18 protein-coding genes are annotated in these 19,267 nt (G+C 46.0%); 14 read left to right on the top strand and 4 right to left on the bottom strand.

From position 1 onward, the window contains the following. Nucleotides 1–27 precede the first annotated feature (27 nt). The 4 genes from Q7J41_RS06980 to Q7J41_RS06965 form a co-directional block, all read right to left on the bottom strand. Nucleotides 28–1,704, bottom strand: a complete 1,677-nt coding sequence (locus tag Q7J41_RS06980; RefSeq protein ID WP_304886540.1) for a formate--tetrahydrofolate ligase — start codon at nt 1,702–1,704, stop codon at nt 28–30. A 377-nt stretch (nt 1,705–2,081) separates the two neighbouring features. Next, nucleotides 2,082–2,810, bottom strand: a complete 729-nt coding sequence (locus tag Q7J41_RS06975) for an acyl-[acyl-carrier-protein] thioesterase (RefSeq protein ID WP_304886538.1) — start codon at nt 2,808–2,810, stop codon at nt 2,082–2,084. A gap of 9 nt (nt 2,811–2,819) precedes the next feature. Continuing rightward, entirely contained in the window at nt 2,820–3,767 is a 948-nt protein-coding gene (locus Q7J41_RS06970) for a 3'-5' exoribonuclease YhaM family protein (RefSeq protein ID WP_304886535.1), read from the bottom strand. Nucleotides 3,768–3,820: 53 nt separating this feature from the next. Beyond that, nucleotides 3,821–5,029, bottom strand: coding sequence for a pyridoxal phosphate-dependent aminotransferase (locus Q7J41_RS06965; protein WP_304886533.1), 1,209 nt, complete (start codon nt 5,027–5,029; stop codon nt 3,821–3,823). Between the two features lie 154 nt (nt 5,030–5,183). Here Q7J41_RS06965 and Q7J41_RS06960 point away from each other — a divergent pair, with 154 nt between their 5' ends. From Q7J41_RS06960 to Q7J41_RS06895, 14 genes are all read left to right on the top strand, one after another. Further along, nucleotides 5,184–5,828: a pentapeptide repeat-containing protein gene (locus Q7J41_RS06960; protein WP_304886531.1), complete on the top strand. Its 645-nt coding sequence runs from the start codon at nt 5,184–5,186 to the stop codon at nt 5,826–5,828. Nucleotides 5,829–5,852: 24 nt separating this feature from the next. Then, on the top strand, nt 5,853–6,737 hold the full coding sequence (locus Q7J41_RS06955; RefSeq protein ID WP_304886529.1) for a radical SAM protein: 885 nt from the start codon (nt 5,853–5,855) through the stop codon (nt 6,735–6,737). 171 nt (nt 6,738–6,908) lie between these two features. Further along, on the top strand, nt 6,909–7,121 hold the full coding sequence (locus Q7J41_RS06950; protein WP_304886527.1) for a helix-turn-helix transcriptional regulator: 213 nt from the start codon (nt 6,909–6,911) through the stop codon (nt 7,119–7,121). Then, nucleotides 7,108–7,590: a DUF6773 family protein gene (locus Q7J41_RS06945; protein ID WP_304886525.1), complete on the top strand. Its 483-nt coding sequence runs from the start codon at nt 7,108–7,110 to the stop codon at nt 7,588–7,590. The genes Q7J41_RS06950 and Q7J41_RS06945 overlap by 14 nt, the downstream gene beginning before the upstream one ends. A gap of 247 nt (nt 7,591–7,837) precedes the next feature. Continuing rightward, nucleotides 7,838–8,476, top strand: a complete 639-nt coding sequence (locus Q7J41_RS06940) for a Fe-only nitrogenase accessory AnfO family protein (protein WP_304886523.1) — start codon at nt 7,838–7,840, stop codon at nt 8,474–8,476. Between the two features lie 12 nt (nt 8,477–8,488). Continuing rightward, a complete protein-coding gene (locus Q7J41_RS06935) occupies nt 8,489–9,439 on the top strand; it encodes a hypothetical protein (RefSeq protein ID WP_304886521.1) in 951 nt (316 codons plus the stop codon). Between the two features lie 569 nt (nt 9,440–10,008). Then, nucleotides 10,009–10,830 (top strand): nitrogenase iron protein, encoded by an 822-nt coding sequence (gene nifH, locus Q7J41_RS06930; protein ID WP_304886519.1) that lies wholly within the window; start codon nt 10,009–10,011, stop codon nt 10,828–10,830. Between the two features lie 46 nt (nt 10,831–10,876). Next, on the top strand, nt 10,877–11,203 hold the full coding sequence (locus Q7J41_RS06925) for a P-II family nitrogen regulator (protein ID WP_304886517.1): 327 nt from the start codon (nt 10,877–10,879) through the stop codon (nt 11,201–11,203). A gap of 14 nt (nt 11,204–11,217) precedes the next feature. Further along, on the top strand, nt 11,218–11,601 hold the full coding sequence (locus Q7J41_RS06920; protein WP_304886515.1) for a P-II family nitrogen regulator: 384 nt from the start codon (nt 11,218–11,220) through the stop codon (nt 11,599–11,601). Between the two features lie 15 nt (nt 11,602–11,616). Further along, a complete protein-coding gene (gene nifD / locus Q7J41_RS06915; protein ID WP_304886513.1) occupies nt 11,617–13,206 on the top strand; it encodes a nitrogenase molybdenum-iron protein alpha chain in 1,590 nt (529 codons plus the stop codon). Then, complete coding sequence (locus Q7J41_RS06910) at nt 13,206–14,570, top strand: nitrogenase component 1 (RefSeq protein ID WP_304886511.1); 1,365 nt, start codon at nt 13,206–13,208, stop codon at nt 14,568–14,570. Before nifD ends, Q7J41_RS06910 begins: the two co-directional genes overlap by 1 nt. 195 nt (nt 14,571–14,765) lie before the next feature. Next, the gene (gene nifE / locus Q7J41_RS06905; protein WP_304886509.1) at nt 14,766–16,121 is read left to right on the top strand and encodes a nitrogenase iron-molybdenum cofactor biosynthesis protein NifE; all 1,356 of its coding nucleotides are present in this window, start codon (nt 14,766–14,768) and stop codon (nt 16,119–16,121) included. Continuing rightward, nucleotides 16,114–18,849 (top strand): nitrogenase cofactor biosynthesis protein NifB, encoded by a 2,736-nt coding sequence (gene nifB / locus Q7J41_RS06900; RefSeq protein WP_304886507.1) that lies wholly within the window; start codon nt 16,114–16,116, stop codon nt 18,847–18,849. Before nifE ends, nifB begins: the two co-directional genes overlap by 8 nt. Before the next feature lie 2 nt (nt 18,850–18,851). Further along, entirely contained in the window at nt 18,852–19,160 is a 309-nt protein-coding gene (locus Q7J41_RS06895) for a 2Fe-2S ferredoxin (RefSeq protein ID WP_304886505.1), read from the top strand. Nucleotides 19,161–19,267: the final 107 nt, after the last annotated feature.

Raw genomic sequence — 19,267 nt, 5'->3', positions numbered from 1 at the left:
TAAAGCAAGTTTTTCAGGCTTCCAGTTCTAGAATAAACCAGAAATTACGCCATTTTCATCAACATCAATTTTTTCGGCTGCTGGTACTTTTGGCAGACCAGGCATTTTCATGATATCTCCGGTCAGTGCAACAATAAATCCGGCACCGGCTGAAATATTACATGAACGAACGGTAATTCTGAAACCGGTTGGTCGACCAAATACTTTGGCATCGTCGGTTAATGAATATTGGGTTTTGGCCATACAAATTGGCACCTTATCAAAGCCCAGTTTGGTTATGTTTTCGATCTGTTTTTCGGCAATTGGTGTAAAGTTTACGCCGTCTGCACCGTAAATACGGGTCGCAATGGCTTCAATTTTTTCTTTGATGGTCATGTCGTCTTCGTAACAGAATTCGAAGGTTCCTTCGCTTTCGTCGATCAGACGGATTACTTCTTGAGCCAGTTCTTTTCCGCCTTCTCCGCCTTTTGCCCATACCTGGGAAATGGCAACGTTAACGCCTAATTTATTACATTCTTCACGAACCAGCGCGAGTTCTGCTTCGGTATCGAGTGGGAATTCGTTGATGGCAACCACTGCTGGTAATTTAAATACCTGGGTGATGTTTTCAACATGTTTTAATAAGTTTGGCAGACCGGCTTTCAGGGCAACCAGGTTTTCTTCGTTTAAGTCAGCTTTGGCTACGCCGCCGTTGTGTTTTAACGCACGAACGGTTGCTACGATAATTACGGCATCTGGTTTCAGATTGGCCATACGGCATTTGATATCCAGGAATTTTTCGGCTCCAAGGTCAGCGCCGAATCCACCTTCGGTTACTACATAGTCAGCAAAATGCATGGCCATACGGGTAGCAATTACTGAGTTACAACCGTGGGCGATATTAGCAAATGGTCCACCATGAATAAAGGCTGGTGTTCCTTCTAATGTTTGAACCAGGTTTGGTTTTAAGGCATCTTTTAGTAATGCGGCCATGGCACCGTTTGCTTTTAATTGCGCGGCGGTGATGGGGTCGCCTTTAAAACTGTAGCCAACAATGATGCGTCCGCATCGTTCTTTTAAATCAACGATATCAGAGGCTAGACAGAAGGCTGCCATTACTTCGGAAGCAACGGTGATGTCAAATCCATCTTCACGGGTGAAGCCATCGCCTGATGTTCCCAGACCATCAACGATATTTCGTAATTGACGGTCATTCATGTCAACGCAGCGTCTCCAGGTGATTTTTTTAGGGTCAATTCCTAATTCATTGCCTTGTTTGATGTGATTATCCAGCATTGCGGCTAATAAGTTGTTAGCTGCGCCAATGGCATGAAAGTCTCCGGTAAAATGAAGGTTGATATCTTCCATTGGAATAACCTGAGCGTATCCGCCGCCGGCAGCGCCACCTTTAACACCAAAAACTGGTCCTAAGGAAGGTTCTCTTAATGCAACAAGGGTATTTTTTCCCAATTTTGCCAAACCATCTGCAACCCCGATGGTTGTTGTGGTCTTTCCTTCACCGGCTGGTGTTGGATTGATGGCGGTAGTCAGGATTAAACGTGCTTTTTTGTCTGATTTTTTCTTTAACAGATTGTAGTCAACCTTTGCTTTATACTTGCCGTATAAGTCCAGATCGTCTTCTGTTAAACCCAATTTCTTTGCTATCTCACGAATATCCTGTGGTGTAGCCTCTTGTGCAATCTCAATATCTGATTTAAATCCCATTTTTTTCCTCCAATACTTTGATAAATATTTAACAACTAATGTAAGTTTAACCTATTCTATGATAAAAATCAAACAATAGTTATGATAAAATTTTACTATTATTTTCGACTGATTCCTGATTCCCTTTGTTAGTTTTGTATCATTTTTTACTCTAGATGCTTTTTACTCATCATTTTCTTGATTTTTGTATATTTTATTTCTATTATTAGATTTGTTTTTCAATTTTATACCAATTTTTTTACAAATACCCCGTTTTATTTTCTTTGAAAGCGTTTTATTATATCATTTGTAAAATAATATTTATTTACTATTTAATCCCATTAACTTTTTCGACAAATTAAAAAGCCTCCGCCAAAATTGAGGCGAAGGCATTTTTTTTATGTCAAGGTCAGCTCCAGCTGACACATAACGGTATCGTCCTGATTAACAATATCAATTCGGTAGTGCTTTTCGGCCAGCTGTTCGGCCAAGGCCCGGACCTGATCCCCATAAAAGCACTGGGCCTTGTAGACAATCTTGGCTTCCGACAACACCATGGTTTTAACCACTTCCAGAGGCAAGACCTCGATGGCCCAGGCCAGATATTTGACATGATTAACGTGTTTATTGAAATCAATATCCAGAAATCGAACCGAAAAGGATTTTTCCAGATCAATGCGAGTGATTTTCGAAATTTTTTTAAAGATCGGTTCTCCTTTTTCAAAACACTGATAAGCCGCCATCTCCGGATGGTCGTCGATGCGCTCCATCTTTTCGGTCTCCCGATTGATCAGCAGCCACTGAGTATCAGCGATTACTTTTTCGGTTCCGGCCCCGTCTTCGATCGTGAAGCGCCTGGTGGCGCAGAATTTTTCCATCCCGGTGGCCCTGGTTGTCACCGTCACCTCATCCTGATAGCGGGGATAGTCATTAAAGCGAACATGGTATTTAACCAGAAACCAGGCCAGATTATTGGCTTTTAGATAGTCCCCACCCAGTCCCAACTGATTGCCCTGGTTGGTGGAAGCTTCCTGAAAATAGTTCATGGCGGTGGTGGGCAGCATTTTTTCGGTCGAATCGGATTCGTAACAGGTTACCCGCTTTTTTTCCTGATAAACAAGGCTCATTAGAAGCTCCTATTCAAAACTGCGGCGAAACAGACTGATGCCATCAAGACTCCAGTTAGGTTCAGTAAAGGTGCCCGGTTCCACCCGGTTCAGAGCCTGTTCCATCGTGTACATCCGGGCGTCGATCATGTCAATATGGTGGAGTAGCTCAGCTTCCGGGAACATCGGCCGTTTGGGACTGCCGAATTCCGGCTGGTAATGATGGGATAGAATCATATGTTTGAGCATCATCAAGACCTCAGGGTCGGTGCCCAGCGACTGCCCCACCAGTTCCAGTTCAACAATTTCCTGGGTGATGTGTCCCAGCAATTTGCCCTCCGGGGTATAATCAGAAACTGATCCGTTTTCGTCAGAGACCATTTCATTGATTTTGCCGATATCGTGGAGAATGATGCCAGCATAAAGTAGATCCCGGTTGATAAAGGGGTAAATCGCTACCAACCCTTTGCCGATTCGGAGCATCGAATAGGTATGGTAGAGCAGTCCGCCCTTGATGGCATGATGGTGCTTTTTGGCCGCCGGAAAATAACTCAGGGTCGCGGTCTGGTCACCAAATATTTTTTTAGTAATGGCAGCGATGTCGGCATTGGCAAAATCATCAATGGTATCATTGATATAGCCGAGCATTTCGTCGATATCCACCGGCACCGTTTCAATAAAATCATTGATACTCACCTCATCGGACTCGTCGGCCAGCCGCATTTTTTCGACAATCAACTGCAGCCGGCTGTTGAATTCCTGGACTTTACCTTTAATTTTGACCAGTTTGCCATTGGTGAAGATTTCCTCATCCTCCGGTTTGACGTCCCATTTTTTGCCATCAATTTCGTCAAAATCGGCATCGTTCAACACCATGTTAAAATAGCGGCTGCCATTGGTGGCGGTTTTGGTCATCTGCGACTTTATAAATAAAAAGCCAAGATAATCCTGACCTTTCTGTACTGACTTAATTTTCAATTTGTTCTCCTTGTTGTTTTATTAATTAATAATTTCAAGCTACGGTTTATAAGTTATTTACACAGCTCCGGAAAAGCTTGGGCATAGGCAGCCAGGCCATGTTTTAGAATTTCCATACTTTTTTTCATATCATCACCATTTAATACATAGGCGATGCGAACCTCATCGGCGCCGTCCTGAGGGTTTAAATAAAAATCATTGGCCGGGGATAAGAGCACCGTTTCACCCTGATAATCAAACTCGTTGATCAGCCATTCGATGAAATGGCAGGCTTCTTTGATCGGCAGCTTGGCCATAAAGTAAAAGGCGCCCCGGGGTTCTTTGCAGATGACACCGGGAATTTCCTGCAGGGCTGCATAAACGATCTCGCGCCGGCTGGTATATTCCTTTAAGACTCCGTCAAAAAAATGGCCATCCAGTTTCAGCAGCGAAACTGCCCCGATCTGATCGACCGTTGAGACCGACAACCGCATCTGAACCAACTTTTTGAGCTGATTCATCAGGCTTTTATTTTTGGACACAATAAAGCCGATCCGGGCTCCACAGGCGCTGTAACGCTTAGAAATACTGTCAATCAGGATAAAATGCTGATCCAGTTCCCGATACTGGGCCGGACTCAAATAATCCTGGCTGTCGTAGACAAACTCCCGGTAGACCTCATCCGAAATCAGATAGAGATTGTGTTTGATGGCCAGTTTCACCATCACCTCGATTTCTTCCTTAGAAAAGACCTTGCCGGTGGGATTCCCGGGATTGGTCATTAACAGGGCTCGGGTTCGCGGGGTAATCGCGGCTTCAATCACCGCTGCATCGGGCAGAGCAAAGCCATCTTCGGCATAGGTTTTAAAACCAACCAGGCTGACGTCAGTAGCGGCAGCCATTTCCTTATAAATACTGTAAAGCGGTTCGGCGGTGAGGATTTCATCCCCGGCATTGCAGATCCCGATAAAAGTAAACAGCAATGCTTCACTGCCACCGTTGGTGACAAAGAGGTCGCCGATGTCGTAATCCAGGCCCAGCCGTTGGTAATAATCGCAGGCCGCTTCACGAAGCTCAATGATGCCTTCCGGGGCCTGATAGGATAAGACTTCCTGATCAATACAGTTGACACTGTCTAAAAAGCCGACCGGGGTTTTGATATCCGGCTGGCCGATGTTTAAAAAATAAACCTTTTTCCCCTTTTTCTGAGCTTCGCTCACCAGCGGATAGTATTTTAATAGGGCAGGTTCACCCATTTTTTGGATGCGCTGAGATGTTTCCATTTTTTCTCCTGTTTGTTCGTATTATCACAATGACTCTGCTGAAAATTATAAACTTTATCAATAAAAAATGCAAATATCTGAAGCCTATTTAATTGTACAGTTTTTAAAAATCATGTTAAACTGATCATAAATACATCACTATATCGGAGGCTTTATGAAACGCTCAAAACCAAACATCCCCCCTGATCTGGAGTTCACTGAGGATTTGCCATCGCTGATGGCCTGGTCCCGGAAGGAAGAAATAGATATGGAAAATAAACATTTTAAGGACTTGACCCTGACGGGCCTTGATTTTTCTTACCTGTCCTTCCGGGGATCCGTTTTTGAAAACTGTGAGTTAACCGACTGCCGCTTTGAAAAAGCAGATTGTCGAGACCTCCGTTTTAAGTCCTGCAATCTATCCAATAACGACTTTACCGACGGTTATTTTAATCGCTGTGAATTCATTTCCTGCAAAATGGTAGGGGTTGATTTTCACCAGGCTCAATTGGAGAACATCTGCTTTTCCGACAGTAATTTCCAGTACGCCAATTTCAGCAAAGCCAAACTCAAAGCCCTGGAAATTTCCCTGTGCGATTTCAGTCATACCACTTTTTCCGAGTGCAAGTTAGGACAGATCCAGCTGGATGAAGTCAACTTCGAAGCCGCCAGTTTTTTCAAAACACCACTGAAAGGGCTGGACTTCACCAGCAGCCAGATCGACGGCCTGATTGTCTCCATCGAAGCATTAAACGGTGCCATTGTCTCCACCTACCAGGCCGCCGAACTGGCCAAGTTATTAGGCTTAATTGTGCGCTGAAAGTTCGCTTAAGAAAGGGACCTTATGGAAACCATACCGGCTAAAAATATGTTGGCCCGGACCAAAAATAATTTCTGGTTCGGCACCGACTATAATATGAATATCTACCGCGGCTGCTCCCATGGCTGTATTTACTGCGACAGCCGCAGTGACTGTTATGGGATTGAAGCCTTTGACCAGGTCCGGGCTAAAGCTAACGCCCTGAACATTCTGGAGGATAACCTGAGACGCAAGAGTTTAAAAGGTGTTGTCGGCACCGGCGCGATGAGTGATCCCTATAATCCCATGGAGAAACAGCATCAACTGACCAGACAGGCGCTGGAACTTTTCAAACGCTATGGTTTTGGAGTGGCCATTGCCACTAAAAGCCCCCTGGTGACCCGGGATAGCGATCTGCTCGCCGCCATCCAGCAACGATCGCCAGTAATTGTCAAAATCACAATTACCTGTGCCGACGATCAGCTGGCCAAAATCATTGAGCCCCGAGTCGCTCCCAGTTCAAACCGCTTTGCCGCCATCAAAGAGCTGAGCGACCGCGGTGTCTTTGCCGGCGTGCTACTGATGCCGATTCTCCCCTTTATTAATGATACCCCGGCAAACATCAAGGGCATTGTCGCTGCCGCCGCCGAACATGGCGCCCGCTTTATATATCCCGCCTTCGGGGTGACCCTCCGGGATTCCCAGCGCCTTTATTTTTACGACCAGCTGGATGCCCATTTTCCGGGTATCAAAAAAGAATATCTCCGCAGCTTCGGCAACGCCTACAGCTGCGCCAGCCCCCAGGCTAAAAGTCTCTGGACTACCTTCACCCGGGAGTGTCAACGCCAGGGCCTGCTTTACAAAATGGAAGACATCGTCGCCCGCTACAAACTGGAACACGGCAGCCAGCAATTGTCATTTTTATTTTAGGGGAATCGTACCGCTGATTTACGATTGATCGGTGCGGCCAGCCGCCCCCCCAAAAGCCCTTTCCCTAACCGGCAGACAACCGTTGTCTGCTTTTTATATTTACCATTATGCAACATATACTTGACATTTTATATCTTATACTGTACTATATGCAATGTAAGGAGTGATCAGATGAAAAATATAAAATTAAAGGTGGCCAGGGCCGAGAAAGATATTTCCCAGGAAGAGTTGGCCAAACGGGTCGGCGTCACCAGACAAACCATCGGCATGATTGAAGCCGGTAAATTTAACCCTTCTTTACAGTTGTGCATTGCCATCTGTAGAGCGCTGGGAAAAACTTTAAATGATTTATTTTGGGAGGAAAACGACAATGAAAAAATTTAAAAAAGTAGTAGATGAGCGCCAGGAACTGGAGCTGTATAAGATAGAGCATGTGTGTTTTTGGATTGTTTTCTGGCTGCTGCTGGGCAGCATCATTGTTCAGTCGATGTTTCTCAATGCCCCCTTCAGCCAGTGGGGTTTTGAATGGACCGTCTTTATGATCAGCTGCGGTGGGGTCATGGTGGGCTGTTATAAAAAAGGACAATGGGATTTTTACAGCAAACCCACCACCAAAAACTACCTGATCTACAGCCTCATCGGCTCCGGAGCCTTTGCGGTAATTTATGCCATTACGATGTCCATGAACAACGCTTATTTAAAAGACAATCTGCTGGCGCTGGGCGCTCTAACGGCTTTTATCTTTGCCATGCTGTTTGCCCTGATCTTTGTCGCCCTGTTCGTCACTGGCACTCTGGTAAAAAAACGCCAGAAAAAACTGGAAGACCAATTCAACGACGATGATCAGCAATAGTCCCGTCCCTTTCTGTTGGTTCACGCCCCCTGATTTCTCAGGGGTTTTTTTTATCCGCTTTTGCCACTTCTCGTTCCCAGACTACCAGTCGTTATTCTTAAACCACCAAATTTCTGCAATCGTTTTTTCAGCGAATTAGTGTTAATTCAGTCGCACTTTTTTATTTCTGTGCTATACTACAACTAATTTTAAACAGTTCTGTTTTAAATCAATAATCCGTAATGATTCGATTCAATGAGGTGAACAAATGAAAGAAAATGTAAATGTAATGGCTGTTTTTTGTGATGATACCCATCGGATTGCCCGGTTCGATGAGATGACCAATTTTGTCTTCTATACCAAAACCGACGATGGCTGGGGCAAATCCGATCCGATTCCCTTTAGCTGTGATCTGTCGGGCGGATTAGCTTCAATCCGGGAAAACATCAGTCAGATGTTGGGCGCCTTCAATGACTGCCGGATCATCATCGCCAAAGCGATCATCGGTATTCCTTATCAGGTTTTTGACCGTTCAGGCTTTATTATCTGCGAATCCGAAGACTTTGATCTGGAATTACTGGATGCCATCCAGGCCGATCTGATCAGTCAGGACGGGGAAGCTAAAGAAGATGCCAGTCTGCTGGCCCAGACTCCAGAAGAAACCGATGTCCCTGGTTATTACCGCTTTGATTTAACCCAGGTGCAGAAAAAGCACCCGGAAATGAGTTCAAAAATGGCCCTGCTACCCTTTTTAAAAGAAACCCCCTTTTACGCTCTGGAAGTGGTCTGTGACCATATCCCACCATGGTTCGAACACCAATTAGCGGCAATGAAAATGCAATACCGGATCGAAAATAAAAATAATTCCACCAAACATGTGGTCATCACCCATGCTGGCTGTGAATAAAAGGAGCGCATCATGTCAACCTGCCAAACTGAAAAATATGGCCCCCTCACCGGGATAACCTTTTTAGAAACCTATACCGACGGTTCACCCAAAGGCTGTGCCTTCGACGAACCCAATACCATCAATACCCCTGTGGGCATTCTGGTTCCCAACTATGGCCCTTCAAACCTGAGAAATCGGGAGGGACTGGCCCTGGAATTTTTCAAAAGCGGCCAGATTAAAAGCATCGATCTGGAAACCGCTACCGAGGTGATCACCTCCCTGGGAGCCCTGTCCGCCGAGCGGATCAGCTTTTATGAAAACGGCCGGATCCACCGTTTGTTCCCCTTAAACGGCCGGATCAACGGCTACTGGACCGAGAATGACGAATTCACTTTGGCTAAACCAACCGCCTTTGATCTGGCGGTGGGGGCCTTTTCCGCCAAGGTCGTGAGCCTCTGCTTTTATGAAAGTGGCGCTCTGAAGAGTCTGACCATGTGGCCTCAGGAAACCATCGAAATCAATAGTCCCGATGGGCTGGTGAAGGTGCGCTACGGTTTCTCTTTATATGAAAATGGCAAATTGAAAAGTTTTGAGCCCGCCCTGCCGGAACCCATTGTGACCCCGATCGGGATTGTGATCGCCTATGACAGCAATGCCCATGGCATTAATTGTGACGAAAATTCAGTGAACTATTCCCCCGCTGGAGTGATCCGATCCCTGATTACTGGCAATAACGGATTGATGATCACCGCACCGGAAGGGAAGCAGTTCGTCCAGCCGCTGATGAAACCAGGCACTTTGGATCCGGAAATACTGGTTCCCGAACCAATGACCATCGTCTTTAGCGATGATAAAATGGAAATCATTCAGGATGATATTGTAACGGTGGATTTAAAAAACGCCACCGTTCGGGCCATTCTAGTTCATGATCCGATGAAGAAGTCCTGCGGCGACTGTTCTTCCTGCTCTAGCTGCGGTTGATCCCCTCGGATCAGCCAACGACTTAAGAATTACTTAAGTTTTATTTAAACAAGAAAAAGCCAGTCCAACTCAAAAACATTGTAAAACTGTGAAAATGATTTCACCCCGCCTTTCAGATGAAAAACACAGCAGTTAACTAAAGTACAATCCCGGTTTTGGTCTAAAAAAACGGTCACGCCCCATTCCAATTCTTAAACCCATTTCACTTTGAAAAGGGTTTACAACCGAAGCAGCTTGACTTATTCCCCCATTCCATGGATAATAAGCCCATAGAAAACAATGCAATACGGATTTGACGAAGACAATGTGGTCTCAGCTCCTTACAATTGGGTAAGTGCTGAGACCTTTTTTGTTTCCTTCACATCCTACCCACTTTAGACAAAGAGGTCTTAATTTGCTGCTTAATTAATGCAGCCGATTAAGATCTTTTCGTTTATGCAAAACAAAATAAGTTTTTTAGACAAGGAAGTCTTACCTTTTACACTGTTGTGAAAGGCAAAGACTTCTTTACTTTTTGCCGAAAAACTTGCATTGGATCTTAAAATTTTTCACACTCAGGAGGAACGATTATGAGACAAATCGCTATTTATGGTAAAGGTGGTATTGGTAAATCTACCACAACTCAAAACCTCACCGCAGGACTTGGTTTAATGGACAAAAACATCATGGTAGTTGGATGTGATCCAAAAGCGGATTCAACCCGATTGTTGCTTGGTGGTCTGGCACAAAAAACCGTATTGGATACCCTTCGCGAAGAAGGTGAAGAAATTGAACTGGATGCCATCCTGAAGCCAGGATTCCGAGGCATTCAATGTGTGGAATCAGGCGGACCTGAACCAGGGGTTGGCTGCGCCGGTCGCGGGATTATCACTTCCATCGGGATGCTGGAACAATTAGGTGCCTACACCGAAGATCTGGATTATGTCTTCTACGATGTATTAGGTGACGTTGTCTGTGGTGGTTTCGCGATGCCAATCCGCGAAGGTAAAGCTCAGGAAATCTACATTGTCGCATCGGGCGAAATGATGGCTCTATATGCTGCCAACAACATTGCCAAAGGGGTTCAGAAATACGCTTCAAGCGGCGGCGTTCGTTTAGGCGGAATCATCTGTAACAGTCGTAATGTTGATGGTGAAAGAGAACTGGTTGACGCCTTTGCCAAAGAACTGGGCAGCCAGATGATCTACTTTGTACCCCGGGACAACATGGTTCAACGAGCTGAAATCAATAAGAAAACCGTTCTCGAATTTGATGATACCGCTGTTCAGGCTCAGGAATACCGTAATCTGGCCGCCGCTGTTGATGGCAATCAGATGTTTGTGGTTCCCACCCCAATGCACCAGGATCGTTTGGAAGAGCTGTTGATGGAACATGGCTTAATGGATATATAATTTAGAATTTAATTTAGATTTGAATCACGAAAGGTAGGTTGACTATATGTTAATGGTACGCGCAATTATCAGACCTGAAAAAACAGGAGTTGTTTTATCCGAAATGTTATCCGCTGGATTTTCAGCCGTAACAAAACTGGATGTATATGGACGGGGGAAACAAAAAGGAATCAAAGTTGGGGACGTTTATTATGATGAAATCCCCAAAGTGATGCTCCTCTGTATTGTTAAAGACGAAGACAAAGACGATGTTTGTAAAATAATTATGAAAAATGCAAAAACTGGCAAGGATGGTACTTTTGGAGATGGTCGTATTTTCATTTCTCCTGTAGAAGAAGCTTATACAATCAGTACTGGAACAACCGGCCTGTAAAAGGAGGAATTGATATGAAAGAAGTTATGGCGATTATTCGGCAGAATAAAGTGAACCAGACCAAAGAAGCCCTAGTCAATGAAGGCTTTCCTGCTTTTACCTGTTTAAAGGTGCTTGGTCGCGGCAAGAAAACCATAGATTTATCCATTATCCAGGATATTGTTGATGCCGGGGAAATGCCCGTCTCAACCGTTGGTGAAGCATTAACAGAATCATCCCGTTTAATTCCGAAGCGGTTTTTTACCGTGATTTGTAACGATGAAGATGTCAGCAAGGTTGTCTCGATTATTATTGACAACAATCAAACCGGAAACCCTGGCGATGGTAAAATTTTCGTCATCCCAATTGAAGAGTCCATTCGGGTACGAAGTGGCGAAAAAAATGCGGATGCATTTTAGAAAGAGGTGATTTGAATGGATTCAAGAGATAAGGTACTCGATAAATATAGCTCTAAAATATATAAAAACCGAAAAGAACACGTCATTGAAATTGACGGCGGCGAACCGCAAGTCATCGCAGCCGATACCCGGGCGATTCCCGGGATTATGACCAATCGTGGTTGCTGCTACGCTGGTTGTAAAGGGGTTGTTATCGGACCCTTAAAAGATGTTGTGAACATCGTTCACGGCCCCATCGGCTGTGCCTACTACACCTGGGGCACCCGACGAAATAAAGCTAAGGGTGATGAAAATACCAAAGATTTTACCCAATACAGCTTTTCCACTGACATGCAGGAAACCGACATCGTCTTCGGTGGTGAAAAGAAATTACGACAAGCCATTAAAGAAGCCGTTGAAATCTTCAACCCGGAATGTATCATGATCAGCTCCACCTGTCCAGTTGGACTTATTGGTGATGATATCCACGCTATTGCCGCTGAAGCTGAAAAACAATACGGTATAAAAGTATTGGCGTTCAGCTGTGAAGGATATAAGGGTGTCAGCCAATCCGGCGGTCACCATATTGCCAACAATGGTCTGATGAAATACATCATCGGTACCGGCGATGCCGAACCGGTTAAATATTCAGTCAACCTTTTAGGTGAATACAATATCGGTGGTGATGGCTGGGAAGTTGAACGGATCTTAAAACGAATTGGCTATCATGTTGTTTCTGTGATGACCGGTGATGGTAGCTACGATCATATGAAAAACGCCCACACCGCCGATCTGAACCTGGTTCAATGCCACCGTTCGATCAACTATATTGCCGAAATGATGAAAACCAAATACGGAATGGACTGGATCAAGGTTAATTTTATCGGTCTCGAAAGTATTAAAAAATCCTTGATGGATATTGCCACCTACTTCGGCGACCCGGAATTATTAGCCCGCACCGAAGCGGTTATTGCCGAAGAACTGGACGAAATCGAAGAAGGCATGGCTTATTACAAATCAAAACTGGATGGCAAAAAAGCCGCTGTCTATGTCGGCGGATCACGTACCCATCATTACATCAATTTATTAAAATACCTGGGTGTCGATGTTGTCCTGGCCGGTTATGAATTTGGACATCGTGACGACTACGAAGGTCGGGATGTGATTCCCAGTATTAAAATCGATGCCGATTCTAAAAATATTGAAAGTATTACGGTCACCAAGGACGAAGCAAACTACAAAACCTTCCATAGTCCAGAAAAACTTGAAGCATTGAAAGCAGCCGGTGTTCCGCTGGAAAAATATGACGGCTTATGGTCTGACATTTCCGAAGGAGCTATCATCACGGATGACTTCAACCATTTTGAAACTGAAGAATTTTTAAAACTGTTAAAACCTGATATTTTCTTCTCGGGGATTAAAGACAAATTTATTGTACAAAAATCAGGTGTTCCCTCACGACAACTACATTCCTATGATTACAGCGGTCCCTATGCTGGCTTCAGAGGAGCATTAAATTTCGCCAAAGACATTACAATGGCCACTTACACCCCGGTCTGGAATATGGTTCAGGCCCCCTGGAAAAGTGAGCCCACGTTAGTTGGCAGCTTAGGAGGTATGGAATAATGTTAGAATTAACCCCAAAAAAAGTATCGGACCGATCCACCCTACGGATCAATCCGATAAAAACATGTCAACCTGTCGGCGCCATGTACGCAGCCCTGGGTGTTCACCAATGTATGCCCCACAGCCATGGCTCGCAAGGATGCTGTTCATTTCATCGAATGTTTTTAACCCGGCATTTTAAAGATCCCGCCATTGCTTCTTCCAGTTCATTTACCGAAGGCGCATCCGTATTCGGCGGCGGCTCCAATCTGAAAACGGCGATTAAAAACATTTTTGATATTTACGACCCTGAAATCATCGCGGTTCATACCACCTGTTTAAGTGAAACCATCGGGGATGACCTTAACGGTTACATCCAGGATGCAAAAGTACCCGAAGGCAAATTGGTCGTTCACACCAATACGCCAAGTTATGTTGGTTCACATATTACCGGTTATTATAACATGATTTCCGGATTTATTAAATATCTATCCATGGCCACTGGCGAAAAAAATGGTAAACTGGCCCTCTTCCCGGGATTTGTTAATCCTGGCGACATGCGGGAAATGAAACGATTGATGAAGCTGATGGGCACTGAGTTCATTATGCTGCCAGATACCAGCGGCGTTTTAGATGCCCCAATGACCGGTACCTACACCATGTATCCCAAGGGCGGCACCACCATTCCTGACATCCGCGATCTGGGCAACTGTGAAATGACCCTGGGCTTAGGCGAACTGACCTCAGAATTTCCGGCTGATTTTCTGGAAAAGAAATGCAAGGTTCCTTATAAAACGCTGCCGCTACCAATTGGCGTGGAAAATACCGATGCGTTTATTATGGCGCTGAACCAGTTTTCTAAAAATGAAGTGCCTTATGAAATTGAAGAGGAACGGGGCCAGTTAATGGATATCCTGTTGGATTCACATCAATATACCCACAACAAAACCGTCGCTATTTTCGGCGATCCGGACACTGTTTTGGGGATGGCTCAAATCGCCCTGGAAATGGGGATGATCCCTAAATACATGGTAACCGGTACCCCCGGAGCCGCTTTTGACCGAAAAGCCGCGGCATTACTTGAAAAATTCGGCGTCGAAGGCTGTACAGCCAAACAAGCCGGTGACTTATTTGAACTGCACCAATGGATTAAAAATGATCCGGTAGACTTATTAATCGGCGGCACCCATGGCAAGCAAGTCGCCCGCGCCGAAGACATCCCACTGGTTCGCGTTGGTTTCCCGATCATCGACCGTTACGTTCACTCTTACATGCCGATCGTTGGTTACAAAGGTGCCATCCGACTGGCTGAACTGATCCTCAACGCTCTCATGGACCGTCAGGATCGTGACTGCGAAGACGAAGATCTGGAAATGGTAATGTAGTTTAGGAAAAGCTTGACTTTTAAAAGCTAACGTAGTACCGACAATTGTTATATCGTGTTGTGTGCCTCAAGGCGAACATGGCGATAGCCTGTACGAATTGCGCGCATACAACTGATTAACAATTGGTCGGTACGGTAAATTAGAACATCCACCAGGGGAGGTTTTCCTCCCCTTTATTTGAAAGGAGGCTGTACAATGAAAAATGATGCGGCAATTTTACCAGAAAGAGCCCAGTCGATCCGTTTTTCGGAATGCAGCGGCGACGGCATCAAGTGTGAGTCAGCAAGTGTCTCTGGGGCAGTCAGTCAGCGGGCCTGTGTTTACTGTGGTGCCCGGGTTGTTTTAAATCCCATCACCGATGCCTTCCATCTTGTTCATGGCCCGATTGGATGTGCCAGTTATACCTGGGATATCCGCGGCAGTTTATCCAGCGATGAAGAAGGCTACCGTAACTCTTATTCCACCGATCTGCGGGAAACTGATGTGATTTTTGGCGGCGAAAAAAAACTGGTGGCCGCCATTGATGAAATCATGGCCAGTCATGCCCCCAAAGTCATTTTTATTTATGCCACCTGTATTGTCGGCGTCATCGGTGACGATATCGACGCAGTCTGTCGCAACGCTGAAGCAAAATACGGCATCCGGGTCATCGCCGTTAAATCCCCGGGATTTTCAGGAACCAAGAAAACCGGCTATAAAATGGCCTGCAACGCCATTATGAGCCTGATCACCCCCGAATTTTTACCGGCCAAAACTGCCGGTGTCAACATTCTCGGCGACTTTAACCTGGCCGGGGAAATGTGGATCATCAAAAATTATTTAAGACGGATCGGCGTGGAAGTAGTTGCCAATATTACCGGCGATGCCAAAGTCGAGGACCTGAAACAAGCCCCTGCAGCCCAACTCAATCTGGTTCAATGTGCCGGCTCGATGACCTATCTGGCCAAACAGATGGAAGAGGTTTTTGATATTCCTTTTATCAAAGTCAGCTTTTTCGGCGTCACCGACACCTCCGATTCACTGATGCGGATTGCCTATGCCGTCGGTGATAAAGAAGTTATAAAGCGCGCCAAAGCCTTTATTGAAGAAGAAAAAAACAGAGTCATCCCTCTTTTAGATAAATACAAAAAAAATCTTGAAGGAAAAAAAGCCGCCATCTATGTGGGCGGCGGCTTTAAAGCAATCTCCCTAATCCGCCAGTTTCACGAATTTGGCATGAACACCGTGATGGTGGGCACCCAAACCGGGAGCAAGGACGATTACGAAGTCATCCAGCATCTGGTCGACGAAGACGCCGTCATTTTAGACGATGCCAATCCGGCCGAACTGGAAGCCTTTATGAAGGAAATGGGAGCCGATATATTAGTAGGCGGCGTCAAGGAACGGCCGTTGGCCTATAAGCTGGGAGTAGCCTTCTGCGATCACAACCATGAACGCAAGCATCCCCTGGCGGGCTACGAAGGCACCCTCAACTTTGCCTCAGAAATCAACCTGTCGATGAACAGTCCTGTCTGGGAAATCATATCCCAAGGAGGTATCAAAAATGTCTAAAAATTTAGTCAACTTAAATGTTAATCCTTGTAAAATGTGTATGCCGATGGGAACCGCCAATGCCTTCTACGGCATTCAAAAATGTATGAACATCCTCCATGGTTCCCAGGGGTGCAGCACCTATATCCGCCGCCACATGGCCACCCATTACAATGAACCGGTGGACATCGCCTCCTCTTCCCTTACCGAAGAAGGCACTGTCTACGGCGGCGAGAAAAACCTGATCATCGGTCTGGAAAATCTGATCAAGTTATATCAGCCCGAAGTCATCGGCGTTTCCACCACTTGCCTGGCCGAAACCATTGGCGAAGACATTGAGTTTATCATCAAAAATTTTTACGCCTCTCATCCTGATGAAAAGGTGACAATTATCCCGGTGAAATCCGCTGGTTACGGCGGCACCCAATTTGAAGGCTTTACCCGGGCACTCCGAGCGATTGTCTCCCATGTCGAGATGGATCCCACCAAACATGATAAGATCAACATTATCACAACCATGGTTTCCCCGGCGGATACCCGCTATTTAAAAGATGTGCTGGATCAGTTTGGGCTGGAGTATATCCTCCTTCCGGATCTTTCTGAAAACCTCGACGGCGTCCACCAGAGTTCTTATTATCGGCTGCCGATGCATGGTACCCCGATTTCCGAAATCCAGAAAATGGCCGGAGCCCGAGCTACCATCGAAATATCCGACACCATCAAGCCTGACGAATCCCCGGGGGTTTACCTCTACGAAAACTATGGCGTCCCCTACAAACGGCTGAACCTGCCGATGGGACTCCGAGATACCGATGCCTTAATGGACCTCTTGTCCGAACTGTCAAAAAAGACCGTTCCTGAAAAAATCGTCAAAGCAAGAGGGCGTTATCTTGATGGCATGGTCGACTCCCATAAATACAATGCCTTGGGTCGTATCGCCATCTTCGGCGAACCGGATTTTGTCGTTTCAGCGGTCCGGCTCTGTTGTGAAAATGGCGCGATGCCAGTGATCGCCGCCACTGGTTCCAATTGTCCCCAGCTCAAAGAAAAAATCGAAGCCGAACTTTCCAAACTGGCCGATGTGCTTTTTGTTGATAACTACGTGATCTTAAATGATGTGGACTTTGAAACCATTGAAGAAGAAGCGATCCGTTTGGGTGCCAACCTGATGTTGGGAAATTCCGACGGCCGCCGGATTGAAGAAAAACACGGGATTCCCTTGATCCGCTGTGCCTTTCCGATCCACGACCGCGTCGGTGGCCAGCGGGTTCGAACCTTGGGCTACGAAGGCTCCCAGGTGCTCCTGGATCAGATCACCAATACCATTCTTAAAGCGGTGGAAGGCGGATTCCGGGAAACCCTGTACAACACCTACTATAATGAAGGCCCCAAATCCAAATACGGATTGGAGCCAGAAACGGAGGCAAAAATGAAAGTGCTGGAAAACAAAAAAGCAACTGACCCACTGACCCCTCAGGCGCAGACCATTGAAGAAAAAACCGCCAACCATCCCTGCTATAGCTGTGGTGCCTCCCAGAAAAACGCCCGGATGCACCTCCCCATCGCCCCTAAATGCAATATCCAGTGTAATTACTGTGTCCGTAAATTTGATTGCCCCAATGAGAGCCGACCCGGGGTAACTACCGAAATTCTTTCCCCGGAAGCCGCTTTTGAAAAATACAAACTGGTTAAAGAAAAAGTGCCTAACCTCACCGTTGTCGGGATTGCCGGCCCCGGAGATGCCCTGGCAAACTTTGACGAGACCCGAAAAGCCCTGACCCTGATCCATGAATATGACCCCAATGTTACCTTCTGCGTTTCCACCAATGGCTTGATGCTTCCCTACTATGCCAAAGAGCTGGCTAGTCTGGGGGTTTCACACATCACGGTCACGGTCAATGCGGTTGATCCGGCCATTGGCGCCAAAATCTACAAACATGTGGATTTTATGGGGAACCGCTACCATGGCGAAGCCGGGGCTTCCATTCTGTTGGCCAACCAGCTTTCCGGGATCAAACTCCTGATCGATGAGGGCGTAATCGTCAAAATCAATACCGTCACCCTGATGGGAATCAATGATACGCACATTGAAGAAGTAGTCAAAACGGTAAAAGATATGGGCTGCTTTATCTCCAATGTAATGCCCCTAATTCCAGTGAAAGGCTCCGCCTTTGAAGGTCTGCAAATTGCCACCAACCACGAAATCAATGCGATTCGCGATAAGTGCGGGGTTCACTTGAAACAAATGTATCACTGCAAACAATGTCGGGCCGATGCCATCGGCAAACTGGACAGCGACATCTCCCTGGATTTCCGGGAAAATGAAGCCAAAAGCAAAGCCGTGGTACTGGCAGCGCCAAAGGGATTGCGCTTTGCAATCACCTCCAAAGGCGGGATGCTGGTGGATCAGCATTTCGGCCAGGCCTCTGAACTTTATATCTATGACTACCTTGACGATGAGGTCCGGTTTAAGGAAAAACGGGTGATCGGCAATTATTGCAGCGGCGAAGAAGAATGTGACGAAAAGGAAGATAAGATCGGTACCATTCTGAAAGCCTTAAATGATTGCGACGGTGCCATCACCATGCGCATCGGCGACCTGCCCACCAAACGGCTGGAAAGCAAGGGCATCAAGGTCTTCTCAACCTACGACCGGATCGAAGATGCCGTTAAAACCGCAGCTCAGGAAATCTTAAGGTCCGAGCTGTCAAAATCTCAGGAATTATTAAATGTATCAGGAGGAATTTAAAAATGGTTAGTCCTAAACATCATATTTTTATCTGCACCAGCTGCCGGATCAACGGCACCCAACAGGGGTATTGTTTTCAACAGGATTCAGTGAAAATCCTGCAGACATTTCTTGAAGAAATAGACGAGCGGGAATTATCCGGTGACATAATGTTAAACAACACCGGCTGTTTCGGGATCTGCGACAAGGGCCCCATCGTGGTGGTTTATCCTGAAGGCGTCTGGTATGGCAAGGTGACAGTCGACGATGTGGAACGCATTATGGACGAACACATCGAAGGCGGCAACGTCGTCGAAGACCTGGTTATTTAACTCCTTACTTTGATAAGACTCAAGCTACTTTAAACCTCGGTACAGCGCACTGACGCAGTACCGACAATTATTACATCATGTTGTGTGCCTCAAGGCGAACAGTTGCA

The sequence above is a fragment of the Acetobacterium sp. genome (assembly GCF_030652775.1).
In the GTDB taxonomy this organism is placed as follows: Bacteria; Bacillota; Clostridia; order Eubacteriales; family Eubacteriaceae; genus Acetobacterium.
Note: the sequence above shows the minus strand (reverse complement) of the source record. Positions and strands in the feature narration are given on the sequence as shown.

Excerpts from the sequence above, each read along its gene's own strand:
- Q7J41_RS06910 (WP_304886511.1), top strand. The coding sequence starts at position 13,206 with ATGTTAGAATTAACCCCAAAAAAAGTATCGGACCGATCCACCCTACGG.
- nifE (WP_304886509.1), top strand. The coding sequence starts at position 14,766 with ATGAAAAATGATGCGGCAATTTTACCAGAAAGAGCCCAGTCGATCCGT.
- Q7J41_RS06960 (WP_304886531.1), top strand. The coding sequence starts at position 5,184 with ATGAAACGCTCAAAACCAAACATCCCCCCTGATCTGGAGTTCACTGAG.
- Q7J41_RS06955 (WP_304886529.1), top strand. The coding sequence starts at position 5,853 with ATGGAAACCATACCGGCTAAAAATATGTTGGCCCGGACCAAAAATAAT.
- Q7J41_RS06935 (WP_304886521.1), top strand. The coding sequence starts at position 8,489 with ATGTCAACCTGCCAAACTGAAAAATATGGCCCCCTCACCGGGATAACC.
- Q7J41_RS06965 (WP_304886533.1), bottom strand. The coding sequence starts at position 5,029 with ATGGAAACATCTCAGCGCATCCAAAAAATGGGTGAACCTGCCCTATTA.
- Q7J41_RS06895 (WP_304886505.1), top strand. The coding sequence starts at position 18,852 with ATGGTTAGTCCTAAACATCATATTTTTATCTGCACCAGCTGCCGGATC.
- Q7J41_RS06945 (WP_304886525.1), top strand. The coding sequence starts at position 7,108 with ATGAAAAAATTTAAAAAAGTAGTAGATGAGCGCCAGGAACTGGAGCTG.
- Q7J41_RS06975 (WP_304886538.1), bottom strand. The coding sequence starts at position 2,810 with ATGAGCCTTGTTTATCAGGAAAAAAAGCGGGTAACCTGTTACGAATCC.
- nifB (WP_304886507.1), top strand. The coding sequence starts at position 16,114 with ATGTCTAAAAATTTAGTCAACTTAAATGTTAATCCTTGTAAAATGTGT.
- Q7J41_RS06950 (WP_304886527.1), top strand. The coding sequence starts at position 6,909 with ATGAAAAATATAAAATTAAAGGTGGCCAGGGCCGAGAAAGATATTTCC.
- Q7J41_RS06920 (WP_304886515.1), top strand. The coding sequence starts at position 11,218 with ATGAAAGAAGTTATGGCGATTATTCGGCAGAATAAAGTGAACCAGACC.
- Q7J41_RS06940 (WP_304886523.1), top strand. The coding sequence starts at position 7,838 with ATGAAAGAAAATGTAAATGTAATGGCTGTTTTTTGTGATGATACCCAT.
- nifD (WP_304886513.1), top strand. The coding sequence starts at position 11,617 with ATGGATTCAAGAGATAAGGTACTCGATAAATATAGCTCTAAAATATAT.
- nifH (WP_304886519.1), top strand. The coding sequence starts at position 10,009 with ATGAGACAAATCGCTATTTATGGTAAAGGTGGTATTGGTAAATCTACC.
- Q7J41_RS06980 (WP_304886540.1), bottom strand. The coding sequence starts at position 1,704 with ATGGGATTTAAATCAGATATTGAGATTGCACAAGAGGCTACACCACAG.
- Q7J41_RS06925 (WP_304886517.1), top strand. The coding sequence starts at position 10,877 with ATGTTAATGGTACGCGCAATTATCAGACCTGAAAAAACAGGAGTTGTT.